The organism is Blastococcus sp. OS1-29 (genome assembly GCF_057628075.1).
This window is the reverse complement of sequence record NZ_JBXXJK010000001.1, coordinates 938,558-951,950: the sequence shown is the minus strand read 5'-3', so window position 1 is coordinate 951,950 and position 13,393 is coordinate 938,558. Positions and strand designations below refer to the sequence as shown.

Annotated in this window: 16 protein-coding genes; 9 read left to right on the top strand and 7 right to left on the bottom strand. The window is 73.4% G+C overall.

Annotated features, from left to right (window positions below):
* The first annotated feature begins 142 nt into the window (after nt 1–142).
* Complete coding sequence (locus tag AC2H4J_RS04725; RefSeq protein ID WP_487463670.1) at nt 143–784, top strand: phosphoribosyltransferase; 642 nt, start codon at nt 143–145, stop codon at nt 782–784.
* 1 nt (nt 785) lies between these two features.
* On the opposite strand, the gene AC2H4J_RS04720 is transcribed toward AC2H4J_RS04725, so the two are convergent.
* Together AC2H4J_RS04720 and AC2H4J_RS04715 are read right to left on the bottom strand one after the other, a co-directional pair.
* Nucleotides 786–1,217, bottom strand: coding sequence for a DUF1801 domain-containing protein (locus tag AC2H4J_RS04720; RefSeq protein ID WP_487463669.1), 432 nt, complete (start codon nt 1,215–1,217; stop codon nt 786–788).
* Nucleotides 1,218–1,366: 149 nt separating this feature from the next.
* Nucleotides 1,367–1,945 carry a class I SAM-dependent methyltransferase gene (locus AC2H4J_RS04715; RefSeq protein WP_487463668.1) on the bottom strand — a complete coding sequence of 193 codons (579 nt, stop codon included), beginning with the start codon at nt 1,943–1,945 and terminating at the stop codon, nt 1,367–1,369.
* A gap of 39 nt (nt 1,946–1,984) precedes the next feature.
* Between AC2H4J_RS04715 and AC2H4J_RS04710 the strand changes: the two genes are divergently transcribed.
* Nucleotides 1,985–3,049 carry a winged helix DNA-binding domain-containing protein gene (locus AC2H4J_RS04710; protein ID WP_487463667.1) on the top strand — a complete coding sequence of 355 codons (1,065 nt, stop codon included), beginning with the start codon at nt 1,985–1,987 and terminating at the stop codon, nt 3,047–3,049.
* On the opposite strand, the gene AC2H4J_RS04705 is transcribed toward AC2H4J_RS04710, so the two are convergent.
* Together AC2H4J_RS04705 and AC2H4J_RS04700 are read right to left on the bottom strand one after the other, a co-directional pair.
* Entirely contained in the window at nt 3,050–3,646 is a 597-nt protein-coding gene (locus tag AC2H4J_RS04705; RefSeq protein WP_487463666.1) for a hypothetical protein, read from the bottom strand.
* Entirely contained in the window at nt 3,636–4,229 is a 594-nt protein-coding gene (locus tag AC2H4J_RS04700) for an RNA polymerase sigma factor (protein WP_487463665.1), read from the bottom strand. The genes AC2H4J_RS04705 and AC2H4J_RS04700 overlap by 11 nt, the downstream gene beginning before the upstream one ends.
* A 146-nt stretch (nt 4,230–4,375) precedes the next feature.
* On the opposite strand from AC2H4J_RS04700, the gene AC2H4J_RS04695 reads away from it, so the two are divergent.
* Entirely contained in the window at nt 4,376–5,707 is a 1,332-nt protein-coding gene (locus AC2H4J_RS04695) for an MFS transporter (protein WP_487463664.1), read from the top strand.
* On the opposite strand, the gene AC2H4J_RS04690 is transcribed toward AC2H4J_RS04695, so the two are convergent.
* The 3 genes from AC2H4J_RS04690 to AC2H4J_RS04680 are packed head-to-tail and all read right to left on the bottom strand — an operon-like array spanning nt 5,704 to nt 7,810.
* Nucleotides 5,704–6,150, bottom strand: a complete 447-nt coding sequence (locus AC2H4J_RS04690) for a nitroreductase family deazaflavin-dependent oxidoreductase (RefSeq protein ID WP_487463663.1) — start codon at nt 6,148–6,150, stop codon at nt 5,704–5,706. The genes AC2H4J_RS04695 and AC2H4J_RS04690 overlap by 4 nt on opposite strands.
* A gap of 9 nt (nt 6,151–6,159) precedes the next feature.
* Nucleotides 6,160–7,413 (bottom strand): glutathionylspermidine synthase family protein, encoded by a 1,254-nt coding sequence (locus tag AC2H4J_RS04685; RefSeq protein WP_487463662.1) that lies wholly within the window; start codon nt 7,411–7,413, stop codon nt 6,160–6,162.
* Between the two features lies 1 nt (nt 7,414).
* On the bottom strand, nt 7,415–7,810 hold the full coding sequence (locus AC2H4J_RS04680; protein WP_487463661.1) for a hypothetical protein: 396 nt from the start codon (nt 7,808–7,810) through the stop codon (nt 7,415–7,417).
* 73 nt (nt 7,811–7,883) lie between these two features.
* Here AC2H4J_RS04680 and AC2H4J_RS04675 point away from each other — a divergent pair, with 73 nt between their 5' ends.
* From AC2H4J_RS04675 to AC2H4J_RS04650, 6 genes are all read left to right on the top strand, one after another.
* Complete coding sequence (locus AC2H4J_RS04675; RefSeq protein WP_487463660.1) at nt 7,884–9,467, top strand: helicase HerA-like domain-containing protein; 1,584 nt, start codon at nt 7,884–7,886, stop codon at nt 9,465–9,467.
* Nucleotides 9,468–9,495: 28 nt separating this feature from the next.
* Nucleotides 9,496–10,161, top strand: a complete 666-nt coding sequence (locus AC2H4J_RS04670) for an SIMPL domain-containing protein (protein ID WP_487463659.1) — start codon at nt 9,496–9,498, stop codon at nt 10,159–10,161.
* Nucleotides 10,158–11,069, top strand: a complete 912-nt coding sequence (gene ypfJ / locus AC2H4J_RS04665; RefSeq protein ID WP_487463658.1) for a KPN_02809 family neutral zinc metallopeptidase — start codon at nt 10,158–10,160, stop codon at nt 11,067–11,069. Before AC2H4J_RS04670 ends, ypfJ begins: the two co-directional genes overlap by 4 nt.
* Nucleotides 11,066–11,863: an enoyl-CoA hydratase/isomerase family protein gene (locus AC2H4J_RS04660; protein WP_487463657.1), complete on the top strand. Its 798-nt coding sequence runs from the start codon at nt 11,066–11,068 to the stop codon at nt 11,861–11,863. The genes ypfJ and AC2H4J_RS04660 overlap by 4 nt, the downstream gene beginning before the upstream one ends.
* Before the next feature lie 202 nt (nt 11,864–12,065).
* Nucleotides 12,066–12,848 (top strand): hypothetical protein, encoded by a 783-nt coding sequence (locus AC2H4J_RS04655; protein ID WP_487463656.1) that lies wholly within the window; start codon nt 12,066–12,068, stop codon nt 12,846–12,848.
* A 3-nt stretch (nt 12,849–12,851) separates the two neighbouring features.
* Nucleotides 12,852–13,373: a phage holin family protein gene (locus tag AC2H4J_RS04650; RefSeq protein WP_487463655.1), complete on the top strand. Its 522-nt coding sequence runs from the start codon at nt 12,852–12,854 to the stop codon at nt 13,371–13,373.
* Nucleotides 13,374–13,393: the final 20 nt, after the last annotated feature.

Here is a 13,393-nt window from a genome sequence, read left to right as displayed (position 1 = left end):
TCGGTAGACACAGACGATCGGGGACGGAACAGTTCCGGGCCAGGGACCAAGGTCCCCGGAGGACGGCGACGGCGGCGTGTCGCCCACATCCGCGGTCGACCGGCACCTGTCGGAGCGGCCGTCGGGGGACGACCATCCCCCCGTGCGGTTCCGTGACCGGAGGGACGCCGGGCGCCGGCTGGCCGAGCGCCTGGCGCCGCTGCGCGCCCCCGACGTGGTCGTGCTGGGACTGCCCCGTGGTGGCGTCCCGGTGGCCGCGGAGGTGGCCGCGGCGCTGGGTGCGCCGCTCGACGTGATCGTCGTCCGCAAGGTCGGGGTGCCGGGCCAGCGCGAGCTGGCGATGGGCGCCGTCGGCGAGGGCGGCGTCGAGGTGGCCGACGAGCGGGTGCTGCGGCTGGCGGCCGTCCCGCGCGAGGAGTTCGGGCGGGCCGCCCGGCGGGAGCTCGACGAGGTCGACGATCGCGTGCAGCGTTTCCGGGGTGGCCGGCCGCCCCTGCCGCTCACCGGCCGGGTCGCGCTGCTCGTCGACGACGGGGTCGCCACCGGCTCGACCGCCCGCGCCGCCTGCTCGGTGGCGCGGGCTCAGGGTGCGGTCCGAGTGGTGCTGGCGGCACCGGTGTGTTCGCGCGAGAGCGCGCGGAGTCTGACGTCGGAGGCGGACGAGGTGGTGTGCCTGCAGTGCCCGCGCAACTTCTCGGCAGTGGGCCAGTTCTACGACGACTTCCGCCCGACCCGGGACGACGAGGTGATCGAGCTGCTCCTGCGCGCCCGGAGCACCGGCTGACTCAGGTCGCGGCGTACGCGTACGCGTTCGCGCCGGTCGCCGTCGCCTCGACCGCGTCGCGGACCAGCGCGGCCAGCTCGTCCGTGTCGACCCGGTCCAGCGAGGTGAACCGGATGCAGCTCTTGCCGCAGGACACCTTCCCGAGTCGGTCGGCACGCTGCTCGGGGAGGTAGGCGCCGTCGACGACCGCGCACACGTACAGGGACAGGTGCCGCTTCTGCGCGGCGAGCGCGATCAGCGGCCACGTCGTCGTCTCCTTCGCCGACCGCGGCCGGTAGGGCATCAGCCCGTACCCGAGCATGGCGCCCGTGCCCATGCGCACCAGCTGCCGGTCGATCCCCGGCGCGGCCGCCATCACGAGGTCGTCAACGCGCCGCAACTCCTCCGCGCGGTCGCCCGCGGCGGCGAACCAGACCTCGGCGGCGTCGGTCATCCCGCAATCCTCAGTTCAGGAGGATCGACAGCAGCGTCGCACCCACCGCGAGCACCATCGCGAAGACGATGACCGTCGCGACCATGCGTGTGCGTCGTTCCCGCTCGAGTCGACTCATGGGCGGGAGGCTACCGCCGGAATCCGGCAGCTCAACCCCGTCTGCGGCCCCACAGCAGGGTGTCCAGCGCGGTGCCGGCCGGGGTCACCCGCCGGACCTGCTCCAGCCGGTCGACCTCGAGCAGTTCGGCCACCGGTGCCAGCCGGTCGACGCTGTGCAGGATCGCCGCCTCCTGGGGGCCGCCGACCCCGGCTGTGAGGTTGTCGACGTCGTGCCCGAGGACGAGCAGCCGGCCGCCCGGCCGGAGCCACCCGACCGCCCGCCGGAACAGCGCCGTGGTGTCCTCCTCGAGCAGGTGCAGGTAGGCGACGAGCACCAGGTCGAGGGACCCCGGCTCCGCGGTCCACGTGGTCACGTCGGCGGTCACCCAGGTGACCCGGTCGGCGCCGGGCTGCGCTCGACCGCGCCCGAGGCCCGCGTCGGAGAAGTCGACGGCGGTGACGTGCCAGCCGAGCCCGGCCAGCCAGAGCGCGTGCCGGCCCTCCCCCGCCGCGAGGTCGACGGCGTCGCCGGCGGGCAGGCCGGACAGCAGCTCGGCGATCAGGGCGTTCGGCTCGGCCGACCACTGCTGCTGCGCGGCGTACCGCTCGTCCCACTCCTGCGCCCGCATGAGGTGGAGTCTGTCGTACCCGCCTGCCACGGTGGGCTCATGACATCGCAGCGGGAGGTCGCCCTGCTGCGGCTGGCCGCCCAGTGGCTCGCCGGGCCCGGGGCGGCGAGCCCGATCGAGGCGGTCCGCCGGCTCGGGGCCGTGCAGGCGCAGGACTTCCCGGGCGCGGTCACGTCGGTCGCGCTGCGCACGGCGGCCCGCCGGCGGAAGGACGTCGAGGTCGCCCTGGACGACGGCGAGATCGTCCGCAGCTGGCCCATGCGGGGCACCCTGCACCTGCTGGCCGCCGACGACCTGCGCTGGATGCTCGAGCTGCTCGCCTCCCGCGCGCTGACGCCGCTGACGGCCCGCTGGGCGCAGCTCGGCCTGACCGAATCCGAGGCCGAGCGGGCGCGGGAGCTGGTCTCCTCGGCGCTGGTGGGCGGCGGCCGGATGCGGCGGGCCGACCTGCTCACGGCCATCGACGAGGGCGGCGTCGCCACCACCGGGCAGCGCGGCTACCACCTGCTCGGCTACCTCGCCCGCACCGGAACGCTGTGCCTGGGGCCCACGGACGGCGCGGGCGAGCAAGTGTTCGTGCTGATCGACGAGTGGGTGCCGGCGGCCCGCGCGCGGACGCGCGACGAGGCCCTCGGGGAGCTCGCGCTGCGGTTCTTCGTCGGGCACGGCCCGGCGACCGTGCCCGACCTCGCACGCTGGGCCGGGCTGCCGCTGCGCGACGTCCGCGCGGGGCTGGCGACCGCCCGCCCGCACCTCGCCACCCTGGACGTCGACGGGGTCGAGCACCTGATGGACCCGGCGACACCCGACCGCCTGGCGGCCTGCCGCGACGAGGCCGAGGCCGTCGTCCTGCTGCCCGGCTTCGACGAGTTCGTGCTCGGCTACCGCGACCGGTCGACGATCCTCGCGCCGGAGTTCGCCGACCGCATCGTCCCGGGCAACAACGGCATGTTCCGGCCGACCGTCGTCCTCGGCGGGCAGGTGGTCGGCACCTGGCAGTGGACCGGCCGCGGGGCGAAGCGGACCGTCACCTCCACCCCGTTCACCTCGTTACCGGCGTCGGTGGAGGCGGACATCGTCGATGCAGCGGCCCGGCTGCCCTAGTCACCGGCAGAGCGGCGGGCGGGCGGACTCGTCGGCGTGCAGCCGGACCTGGTGGCCCAGGTCGTCGCGGAACACGGCCTCGGTCGCGGACGACATCGTGACCGTGCCGGGCTGATCGGGGTTGCCCCAGCCGGTCGGCGGGTTGCCACCGGCCGCGACCAGCGGCGGGTCCGCGGCGAACCAGACCCCGCCGATGTCGATCCCGAGCACCCCGCAGCGGGTGTACAGGTCGACGGGGACGCCGGCGCCCGGCTGCGCCGCGCCGGCCAGGGCGGAGCCGTCGGCCGGAGCCGACAGGGCCTGGTCCGACGCGGTGCCACTCGCGCTCTCCGCCGCCGCCCCGCGGCCGTCGTCCGCGGCCGCGACCGAGGACTGCGCCGTCGTGTCGGAGCCCGTGTCGCGGAGGTCGACGACCACCAGGGCGCCGGTCACGACCGCTGCCACGGCGGCCGCCGCGAGGACGGCGCCCCGCCACCGCCGCACCACCGGTCGCGCGGCCGCGGGCGGGGTCGGCAGTGCGTCGTCGTCGGGCGGGTCGACCACGTCGGCGTACGCGCGCAGCGACTCCCGGAGCCTTCGTTCCAGGTCATCGGACACGGCGGTCTCCCAACGACTTCTGCAGCGACGCCAGAGCCCGCGATGCGCTCGACTTCACGGTGCCGCGGGCCACGCCGAGTGCGTCGGCGATCTCGGCCTCGCTGAGCTCGGACCAGTAGCGGAGCACGAGGACCTCCCGTTGGCGGCGAGGCAGGGTGCGCAGTGCCGCGACCACCTCCCGCTGGTCCTCGGTGAGCAGCAGGGCGAGGTCGGCCGGCGGCACGTCCTCGGCGCGCACCGCGTGCAGGTGCCGGCGGGCGACGACGCGGCGCCGATGGAGGCTGCGCACCCCGTTGAGCACCGACGTCCGCAGATAGCCCGCCGCGGCCGCGGGATCGACCGCGTGCCACCGGCGCTGCAGCGCGAGGAACGCGTCCTGGACGACGTCCTCGGCCGTGGCCCGGTCGTCGGTGAGCAGCACCGCCAGGCGCAGCAGCGGCAGGCGCTGGACGCGGTAGAGGTCGACCAGGGCGTCGTCCCACTCCGCACCGACCGCGACCTGCTGGTCCACGCCACCCGCCTCTCCCGCTCCGAGCGCGACCAGCATGATCTGCCACCCCTCGCCCAGCCCACCCGCGGACACCGACCACCCCTCAGACGCGGGACCGAGGCGATCGGTTGTCACGTCCACTGCACTCGTTTGAGGAGTCGCGTTCGGAGGCATAGGGAACAGCAGTCCGCGCAGGTGACCGCCCGGCGAACGGGTGGCGGCGCGGTTGGGGAGTCAGGATGACCACCGACGTATCCACGACGGTCCGCTCGCAGCGGATCAAGGCCTCGGTCGCCAGCACCATCGGGACGACGATCGAGTGGTACGACTTCTTCCTCTACGGGACAGCGGCGGCGCTGGTCTTCCCGGCCGTCTTCTTTCCCGGGTCGTCGCATCTCGCCGGCACGCTGGAGGCGTTCGCGACACAGTTCGTCGGATTCGCCGCCCGGCCGGTCGGCGCGGCCATCTTCGGCCACTACGGCGACCGCATCGGCCGCAAGGCGGCGCTGATCGCCACCTTGAGCCTCATGGGCGCGGCGACCGTGCTCATGGGCTTGCTGCCCGGCTACGCCACCATCGGCGTGTGGGCGCCGATCCTGCTCGTCGTCCTGCGCATCGTCCAGGGCATCGGGGTCGGCGGCGAGTGGGGCGGCTCGATCCTCATGTCGATGGAGTGGGGCTCGAACAAGCGACGCGGGTTCATGGCGAGCCTGCCCCAGCTGGGTGTGCCGATCGGGCTGCTGCTGTCCACCCTCGCGGTGCGGATCGTGTCGGGATCGACGAGCGAGCACTCCTTCGAGAGCTGGGGCTGGCGGATCCCGTTCCTGATCAGCATCGTCCTGGTCGCGATCGGCTTCTACGTGCGGCTGGCCATCCTGGAGACGCCCACCTTCGCCCGGCTGCGCAAGGAGAAGGCCGTCGTCAAGGCTCCGGTGCTGGAGGTGCTCCGCACCCAGCCGCGGGCGGTCCTCACGTCCGCCTTTGTCCGGATGGCCGAGCAGGCCCCCTTCTACCTGTTCATCACGTTCGTGCTCGCCTACGGCGAGAAACACCTCGGGCTGAACCGCAACGACCTGCTCAACGACACGTTGATCGCGGCCGCGATCGGGTTCGTCAGCGTGCCGTTCTTCGGCTTCCTCTCCGACCTGCTCGGCCGACGGATCGTCTACGGGGCCGGCATCGTGCTGGTCGGCGTCTTCGCGTTCCCGTACTACGGGCTGCTGAACTCCAAGGAGAGCGGCCTGATCCTGCTCGGCATCGTGGTGTCGCTGATCCTGCACGACATCATGTACGGCCCGCAGGCGGCGCTGATCTCGGAGACCTTCGGCACCGGCGTGCGCTACAGCGGGGCAGGGCTGGGCTACCAGCTCGCCTCGGTGATCGCCGGCGGTCCCGCGCCGCTCATCGCGACCGCGATCCTGGCGCGCACCGGATCCTCGACCTGGATCTCCTGGTACATCGTCGGCTGCGCCGTCGTGTCGATGATCGCGCTGGTCCTCATGCCGCAGCCGCACGCCAGCGTCCACGAGGACGCAGCCGAGCTGGAGCAGTCGCTGGCGCGCTCAGGTTAGCCGCGGCGCTCGACCAGGAAGACCGGGATCTCGCGGTCGGTCTTCTTCTGGTAGTCGGCGTAGTCGGGGAACGCGGCGACGGCCCGCTCCCACCACTGCGCCTTCTCCTCGCCGGTCAGCTCGCGGGCGACGCCGTCCCAGGGTTCCGGCCCGTCCTGCACCGTGACCTGGTCGGGCGCCTTCCGCAGGTTGGAGACCCAGGCCGGGTCCGAGGGAGCGCCGCCCTGGGAGCCCACCATCAGGTACGCGCCGTCGTGCTCCACCTTCATCAGCGGTTGCTTGCGGACCTTGCCGCTCTTCGCCCCGCGGGTGCTGAAGATGACGACGGGCAGGCCGCGGTCGCGCAGGGTGTTGCCCTCCGCGCCGCCGGTGCGCTCGTACAGCTCCACCTGGTCGCGGACCCACTGCTGCGGACTCGGTTCGTACTTCCCTTCGAGCGGCATGCACCGAACCTAGGACGCCGGCCGCCGTCCGGCACGGGGAGCCGCGAAGTCGATCGTGTGCGGCACGAAGTAGCTGAGGTTGTCGGTGATCAGGCCGTCGCTCTCGCGGATGCCCATGCCCGCCGGCTCGCCGTCCACCATCCAGACGCCGAGCACCGGATGGTGCGGCCCGTCGACACCCGCGAAGTCGGGCAGCGGTGCCAGCTCCTGGACGACGAACCCCTCGGTGCCGTAGCGACCGGGCTGCTCCTCGGCCACCATCCCGCCGCGGACGATCGCCACGTTGGCGCCCTCCCGCCCCCAGATCGGCTTGCGCACGTAGTCCCGCCAGGACGACGGCATCTCGTCGGCGAAGTAGGCCGGCAGCAGGTACCGGCCGAGCACAGGGTCGCTGCCGAACAGCTGCCACAGCACCGGCAGCAGGGCCTTGGTGCTCCACAGCATCTTGTAGGCCGGCTCCACCCACGTCGTCCCGCCGGGGCGCGCGCCGTCGGCGAGCACGGCCGGACCGAACTCGTCCTCGATCAGCCACTCCCAGGGATAGAGCTTGAAGACGACGTCGAGGTGACGGCCCTGCTGGTCGTAGAACCGGCCGTCGCCGTCGTCGAGCACGATGTCCTCGACGATCAGCTCGATCGCCTCGTACCCGGCCTGCACCACGGTGTCCATCAGGTAGGCGACGGTCATCCGGTCCTCACCGGAGGACTCCTCGCTGGTCCAGGCCAGGTGCACCCGCGGGCGCACGCCGGTGCGCCGCTCCCACTTGAGCAGGTTGCGCTGCCAGGCGGCGACGAGCGTGTCGTGCAGGGCGTTCCACTGGTCGGTGCCCTGCCCGGTGAACAGGTGCCAGTTCCACTGGGTGACGGCGGACTCGACCAGGCCGGTCGGGGTGTCGGCGTTGAACTCCAGCAGCTTCGGTGGACCCTCGCCGTCGTACCGCAGGTCGAACCGGCCGTAGACGCTCGGTGGCTCGCTGGCCCAGGTGCTGCGGATCTGGGGGCGGGCGATCGGCGGGATGCGCATCCGGTCGAACAGGTCGTTGTCGACCACGTGGTCGCCGGCCGCCACGCACATCTCGAACAGCTGCGCCGCCGCGCCCTCCAGCCGTCGTATCTCCGCCATCGAGAAGTCGTAGAAGGGTCCTTCGCGCCAGTAGCTGCGGACCTCGCCGCCGGGCAGGGAGGTGCGGTTGTAGACCAGTCCCTGCGCCTCGATCTCGGCGTCCCAGCCCGGACGGACGACGCCGCCCTCGATCCGGCGCAACTCAGCTGCCGGCGCCGGTGCCGGCGCGGTGACCGATCCCGCTGCCGATGCCCCCGCTCACCCGGGTGCCCGCGCTGACCTTCCCGGTGCTCGGCAGGCCCGCGTTGCGCCGGGCGGTGGTGTCCGTCGGGCTGACGCGGGTGCCGCCCGACGGCAGCACGGTGCCGACCGGCAGACCCCGGCCGAACGCGCCCAGGTAGAGGAAGAACAAGCCTGCGCCGGGGCCGTGGTAGCCGTCGTCGCAGTACGAGTCGTCGACGATCTTCCCGTCCTGGTCGGTGCAGTACGCGACCTGTTCCTCCTCGCCGCCGACGCCGCAGCCGGCCATGAACCCGGTGGCGGCGGTGGTCAGCACGGTGGTGGTGAGGGCCGCGCGGACGCGGTTGGAGACCGCCATCTGTGCCCTCCTCGGTCCGGTCGTCGTCGAGAACAATAGGTCGGGCGGCCCGGGCCACCGTTACGGTTCCGGCGTGACGGATCAGAGCGACCCTCCCGACCTGGCTGCCGCGGCGACGCGGATCGCCACGGGCTATGCGACCGACGGGCCGGCCATCGAGCTCGGCTCCGTGGTGCTGGGCGGCAGTCCGCATCCCGACGCCCGGGTCCGGGTCCCGCTGTCGATGCTGAACCGGCACGGGCTCATCGCCGGCGCCACCGGCACGGGGAAGACCAAGACCCTGCAGCTGATCGCCGAGCAGCTGTCGGGTGCCGGCGTCCCCGTCGTGCTGGCCGACCTGAAGGGCGACCTCGCCGGGCTGGTGCGGCCGGGCGAGGCCGGCGAGCGCATCGCCCGCCGCGCGGCCGACACCGGTGACCAGTGGGCGCCCAGCGGCTTCCCGGTCGACTACCTCGCGCTCGGCGGGCTGGGAACCGGAGTGCCCGTCCGGGCCACCATCACCGACTTCGGCCCCGTGCTCCTGTCGAAGATCCTCGACCTCAACGAGACGCAGGAGAGCTCGCTGGGCCTGGTCTTCCACTACGCCGACGGCGCCGGGCTACCGCTGCTGGACCTCAAGGACCTGCGCGCCGTGCTCACCTGGCTGACCAGCGACGAGGGCAAGGCAGACCTGAAGGGCCTCGGCGGCCTCTCCCCCGCCACGGCGGGCGTCATCCTCCGCGAGCTCATCGCACTGGAGGACCTCGGCGGCGACGTCTTCTTCGGCGAGCCTGCCTGGGAGCCGGCCGACCTGCTGCGGCAGGCCGCCGACGGCCGCGGCGTCATCAGCGCGGTCGAGCTCATGGCGGTGCAGGACCGACCGGCGCTGTTCTCCACCTTCCTGATGTGGCTGCTCGCCGAACTCTTCGAGGAGCTCCCCGAAGTTGGTGACCTCGACCGGCCGAAGCTGGTGTTCTTCCTCGACGAGGCCCACCTGCTGTTCACCGGCGCCAGCAAGGCGTTCCTCGAGGCGGTCACGCAGACCGTGCGGCTGATCCGGTCCAAGGGTGTGGGCGTCTTCTTCGTGACCCAGAACCCCACCGACGTCCCGAGCGCCGTCCTCGGCCAGCTCGGCAACCGGGTGCAGCACGCGCTGCGCACCTTCACGCCGGAGGACGCCGACGCGCTGCGCAAGACCGTGCGGACGTTCCCCAAGAGCGACGACTACGACCTCGAGGCGATGCTGACCGGCCTCGGCACCGGTGAGGCCGCCGTCACCGTGCTGTCCGAGCGGGGCGCGCCGACCCCGGTGGCCGCGACGTTGCTGCGGGCACCCCGGTCGTCGATGGGAGCCGTCGAGGAGCCCGTGCGCGCGGGCGTCGTGGCGGCGTCCCCGCTCCAGACGAAGTACGGCGCCCCGGTCGACCGGGACTCCGCGTACGAGCGGCTCGCGGCCCGGCTCGCCCCGCCCCCCGCGGCGCACCGGAAGCCCGTCCCCGCTCCCCCGCCCCGGCCGGCTCCCGCCCGCGGGCGGAAGGCGCCGGAGCCGCAGGACGGCGGGGTCGTCGGCGCGGTCCTCGGGTCGTCGGCCTTCCGCGCCTTCACCCGGTCGGCGGCCTCCGCGCTGGGCCGCGAGATCAGCCGCGGTCTCTTCGGCACCCGCCGGCGGCGGCGCTGACCCGCGGCGGGTGCGCGAGACTGCCCGCATGAGCAGCCCGAACGTGCCCGCGCCCCAGGTGACCGTCCGCGGCGAGGCGGTGCTGGTGGTCGAACCCGAGATCGCCGACGTCGACGTCACCGTCCGGGTCCGGGCACGGGACCGGGAGACCGCACTCGAGCGGTGCAGCGCCCGCCAGGACGAGGTCGCCGCTGTGGTGGCCGCCGCCGGGGACGCGGTCGAGGTCCGCGAGACCACCGGGGTGTCGGTGTACCTGGAGGTGCGCGACCGCCGCGCTCCGGGTGAGCCGGTGGCCTCGCTGCACACCCGACTGACGCTGGGCCGGCTGGACGCCGTCGGGGAGCTGGTGGTCGCCCTCGGCCGGCTCGACGACGTGGAGGTCTCGGGTCCCCACTGGGCGCTGCGCCCCGACAGCGGTGCCGTCGAGCAGGCCCGGCTGGCCGCCGTACAGGACGCCGTCCGCCGGGCCCGGCAGTACGCCGCCGCCTTCGGCGCGAGCCTCACCGCGCTGGTCGAGGTGAGCGACACCGGCGTGGGCGGCGGGGGGTTCCGAGTCGCGGGGGCCATGGCCTCGATGGCACGGTTCGAGGGCGAACCGCACCTGGACCTCGTGCCGGCCCGGCAGGAGGTGCACGGCTCGGTCGAGGTGCGCTTCACGATGTCCGAACCCGATCAGGAGGTCTTCCGAGGATGAGGTTCCGCGAAGGCGGCCGGCTGGACACGTCGGGGGTCAGCGACCGGCGGGGCATGGGCGGTGGCCGCGGGATCGCCGTCGGCGGCGGCGGCCTCGGGCTCGTCGGGGTGATCATCGTCGTGATCCTCCAGCTGGCCGGCGGAGGCGGGGGCGGGGCCGGGGGCTCGGGCTTCGGCGGCCTGGCGGGCCTCGGCAGCGGCGAGCAGGCCGACAACAGCCAGCTCGACCAGCGCTGCCAGGAGGTCGGGGACGCCAACGCGTCGGAGGAGTGCGCTGTCGTCGCGGAGATCGACTCGATCCAGGAGTACTGGGGTCAGGCGCTCGGCGGCCGCTACACCGAGACCGACACCGTGTTCTTCAACGGCTCGACGCAGACCAGCTGCGGCGCGGCCTCCAGCGGGTCCGGGCCGTTCTACTGCCCGGGCGACGGGCTGGTCTACGTCGACCTCAGCTTCTTCGACCAGCTGAAGTCGCAGTTCGGCGCCCAGGGTGGCGCATTCGTCGACGCCTACGTGCTCGCCCACGAGTACGGCCACCACGTGCAGGACATCCTCGGCACCAGCGACCAGGTCACCCCGGGCGACACCGGTCCGACCAGCGGCAGCGTGCGCCTCGAACTGCAGGCCGACTGCTACGCCGGCACCTGGGCCCACCACGCCACGACCGTGCCGGACGCATCCGGCCAGCCGCTGATCACCGAGATCACCCAGGACGACGTGAACCGGGCGCTGGACGCGGCGTCGCGGATCGGCGACGACTTCATCCAGAAGAACCTGGGCAACGGCCGGGTCGACCAGAACAGCTTCACGCACGGCACCTCGGCGCAGCGGGAGAAGTGGTTCAGCACCGGCTACCAGAGCGGTGACCCGAACCAGTGCGACACCTTCGGCACGAACGACCTCGGATGACGGCTGGGATGACGGCGCAGCCGAACCTCGTCGTCACGCGGGACGGGCACATCGCCCGGCTGACGATCGACCGCCCCGACAAGCGCAACGCGATGACCGCGGCCATGTGGGCCGGCCTGCCGGGCGTGCTCGACGGGCTGGCCGGGGACCACGACGTCCGGGTCCTGGTCGTGACCGGCGCCGGCCCCAGCTTCTGCGCGGGCGCCGACATCGCCGACCTGCTGAGCGGCCCGGACCCGGCCGACCCCATGGCCGCCGTCCGCCGGGACAACCTCGCCGCCCAGGCCGCGCTGCGGGAGTTCCCGAAGCCGACGGTCGCGATGATCCGCGGCCACTGCATCGGCGGCGGGGTGGAGCTCGCCGCCTGCTGCGACCTCCGGTTCGCCGATCCGACGGCGGTGTTCGGGGTGACGCCCGCGAAGGTCGGCGTCGTCTACACGCCGTCGTCCACGAAGGCCCTCATCGACCTGGTCGGGCCGGCCATGACCAAGTACCTGCTGTTCAGCGGGGAGCTGATCGACGCCCCGACGGCGCTGCGCGCAGGACTGGTCGACCGGCTCGTCCCGCCCGGGGAGCTCGCCGCCGAGGTGGACCGGTTCGCCGACGTGCTGGCGAGCCGCTCGGCGCTGTCCCAGCGCGCCACCAAGCAGGTGATCGCCGCCCTCGTCGCGGGTACCGACGGCGAGGCCGAGGTGAGCGGCTGGTACCGCGAGACGATCACCAGCGGGGAGCTCGCCGAGGGCGTCTCCGCCTTCGCCGAACGGCGCCCTCCCTGCTTCCCCTGGTCGGACTGACCGGGGCGAACCTGTTTCGACCCTGGCTTGGCCGGGGTACCAGGTCGCTGCGGCGCTCCCTGAAGAAGCCGGGGACACGACGCGGCGGCCGCCGCGTCATCACCGCAGGCCCGCTCACACCTACGGCGCACGGATGCGCCGGGTCGACGGCGGCCCCGGAGCGCCTTCCCGATCCCCGAAACACCCTTGCCGAGGAGGACCGATGACTCACTCCATCGATACGCCGTTCCCGCCCCCCGCCCCCATGACCACGAACGCCGGGGCCACCGAGTCGCCGTCGACGACCGACGTCGCGAAGGGCGAGGCCAAGAAGGTGCAGGACACCGCCGTGCAGGCGGGCAGCCAGGTCGCCTCCACCGCGGCCGACCAGGCCAAGCAGGTCGCGCAGGAGACCCAGCGCCAGGCCAAGGACCTGCTCGACCAGGGCCGCACCCAGGTCCGCGAGCAGGCCATCACCCAGCAGCAGAAGGCCGGCCAGAGCCTGTCGTCGCTGGCCCAGGAACTGCGTGGGCTCGCCGACGGCACCAGCTCCGGCGCCCCCGGCCCGGCGCGTGACCTGCTCCAGCAGGGCGCGGGCATGGTCGAGAACTTCGCCAGCAAGCTGCAGAACCGCGAGCCGGCCGAGCTGCTCGACGAGGTGCGCAGCTTCGCCCGCCGCAAGCCGGGTCTGTTCCTCCTCGGCGCCGCGGCGGCCGGTGTGCTCGCCGGCCGCCTGACCCGCGGCGTCACCGCCGCGCACAGCGACTCGGGGCCGTCGTCCAGCGGCACCACCGGCTACCCGGCGTCGAACTACGTCGACCCGACGCCGTCGTACGCCGACACCACCAGCACCTACACGGGCACGAGCGCGAGCTACTCCACCGCAGGCTCCGCCCCGCTGCCCCCGCCGCCGTACGGCACCGTGCCGCCCGAGGGCAGCATCGTCCCGCCGGCGGCCCCGGCCGGCTGGGACGACCCGGCCCGGCGTCCGGGTGGGGTGGGCTGACCCATGAGCACCCCCTACTCCGGCGCGACATCCGCAGGCACGACGCAGAGCATCCCGACGGTCGGCCAGACCGCCGCGCCCGAGCAGAACTACGCCGCCGACTACAGCGGCAGCATCGGGACGCCGACCACCGAGGCCGGGCGCCCCGACGTCGAGGGCACCTCGGTCGGCCAGCTGCTCGGCGAGGTGAGCAAGGACCTCTCCACGCTGATGCGCCAGGAGCTCGAGCTGGCCAAGGCCGAGCTCAAGGTGGAGGCCAAGAAGGCGGGCCAGGGCGCCGGGATGTTCGGCGCCGCCGGCTTCGCGGGCTACATGGTCCTGCTCTTCCTGTCCATCGCCCTCTGGTGGGCGCTGGAGAACGTCATGGACGCCGGCCTCGCCGCGCTGATCGTCGCGGTGATCTGGGGCGTCATCGGCGCCGTGGCCTTCGTGCTGGGCCGCAAGAAGTTCCAGCAGGTCAACCCGAAGCCCGAGCGCACCGTGGAGACCCTCCAGCAGGTGCCCGGCGCCCTGAAGCCCAACTGACCCTGACTCTCTTTCATCGA